The 1363-nt window shown below is 24.5% G+C and carries 3 protein-coding genes and 1 pseudogene; all 4 read left to right on the forward strand.

Going from position 1 to position 1363, the window contains the following annotated elements; translation table 11 throughout:
• Window positions 1-33: 33 nt before the first annotated feature.
• Window positions 34-348 carry a hypothetical protein gene (locus AC4FQ1_RS13085; protein ID WP_491169870.1) on the forward strand — a complete coding sequence of 105 codons (315 nt, stop codon included), beginning with the start codon at window positions 34-36 and terminating at the stop codon, window positions 346-348.
• A 26-nt stretch (window positions 349-374) separates the two neighbouring features.
• Window positions 375-821 carry a hypothetical protein gene (locus AC4FQ1_RS13090; RefSeq protein ID WP_491169871.1) on the forward strand — a complete coding sequence of 149 codons (447 nt, stop codon included), beginning with the start codon at window positions 375-377 and terminating at the stop codon, window positions 819-821.
• Window positions 822-824: 3 nt separating this feature from the next.
• The gene (locus tag AC4FQ1_RS13095) at window positions 825-968 is read left to right on the forward strand and encodes a hypothetical protein (RefSeq protein WP_171991962.1); all 144 of its coding nucleotides are present in this window, start codon (window positions 825-827) and stop codon (window positions 966-968) included.
• 115 nt (window positions 969-1083) lie between these two features.
• Window positions 1084-1363, forward strand: a pseudogene (locus AC4FQ1_RS13100) (molecular chaperone DnaJ); the annotation flags it as partial.

Here is a 1363-nt window from a genome sequence, read left to right on the forward strand (position 1 = left end):
AGGAAAACATAAGAAAGATTGGAGAATTTTAAAGTGAAAGTTAAAGATCAAGTTAAATTATTTAAAAATATAATAGAAAATGAATATAAACATATTCAAAATACAGAGGTTGAAGATATAGAAAATTCATATTTAGAATATGGAGTACATACAGAAAAAAAGGTTAGGATAATGGAGAAACTTAAAGAAATTGTATCAGATGAGGTATTTCAACTTATAAGTGAGTTAGATGATACAAATACAGAAATAGCATGTATAGAGCAAAGACACTATTTTAAAGAAGGTGTAAAGGCTGGTATAGATAACCTTAACTTTTTAAGTGAATATCAAGCTAAGATGTTACTTTAATATTTATGTGATTGGAGAATTTTAAAATGATTAGAAAAATTAATGGAAATATATTTTATATATCAGCTTTAGACTTTCAAGGAGATAATAAAAAGTTTTATATTACATTTCATCCTAGTAATACAATTAATGGATTTGACTTAACTTTTAATAAGAAGTGGCTAGATAGTATTGGAATGGATAGCGTAGTAGAAAAGATAGAATATATATTACTTAATCCAAAGAAAGCAATGGTAAATAGATTCGGAAAATTAATAAAAATTCATAAGAAACTTGAATTTTATAGAAAAAAACAATTAGAAAAAGAACAACAGCTATTTAAAGATAATTTAATAAAAGAGTTTAATAAAATAGAGAATGCTGAATTAACTCTTATTAGGAAATTTAGATTATTAAATGAATTTGGAAAAGCAAGTGCAATGGATTATATAAATGACTTAATAGAAATAAATAGATACAAATTAGAGGTATAGTAAATGAGCAAGATAATGATAAGCTATCAAACGATTGAAGAAAGAGAAAAGATCATTAAAGCTTTATTAACTGGAACAAAGATAAAAAGGATTAGTAAGGCTTATGACAATGGTAAATATAGAAGAATATATATTGATATAGAGTAGGTTGCTACCATAAAGGGCGTAACTTAATAAGGGGTTCAACATTAAGTTGAGCCTTATTATTTAAATAAAATGTAGTGGTAGATGTTTATTGACACTACAAAAGGAGTGAAATAATATGTTTTGTTCAGTAAAAAAGGGAAAAGATAAATATGGAAACATATATAAATTTTATTTATGTAATAGATATAGAGATAAAGAAACAGGAAAAGTAAAAAGTAGTGATAAATACATAATGACACTACAAGAAATTGATTTTACAGATTTAAAAGTAAGTTTTATAGCAAAGCATATAAAAAAGGTTTTAAGTGAAAAAGATATTGTTAATGAGATAGAGCAAGACCTAGTATATGACAAGTATTTAGATATTAGGAGAAATATATTAGAGAAAGAGAGGG

The organism is Clostridium sp. TJA020 (assembly GCF_058310295.1).

Coding starts and splice junctions, on each gene's coding strand:
- AC4FQ1_RS13090 (WP_491169871.1), top strand. CDS start 375: ATGATTAGAAAAATTAATGGAAATATATTTTATATATCAGCTTTAGAC.
- AC4FQ1_RS13095 (WP_171991962.1), top strand. CDS start 825: ATGAGCAAGATAATGATAAGCTATCAAACGATTGAAGAAAGAGAAAAG.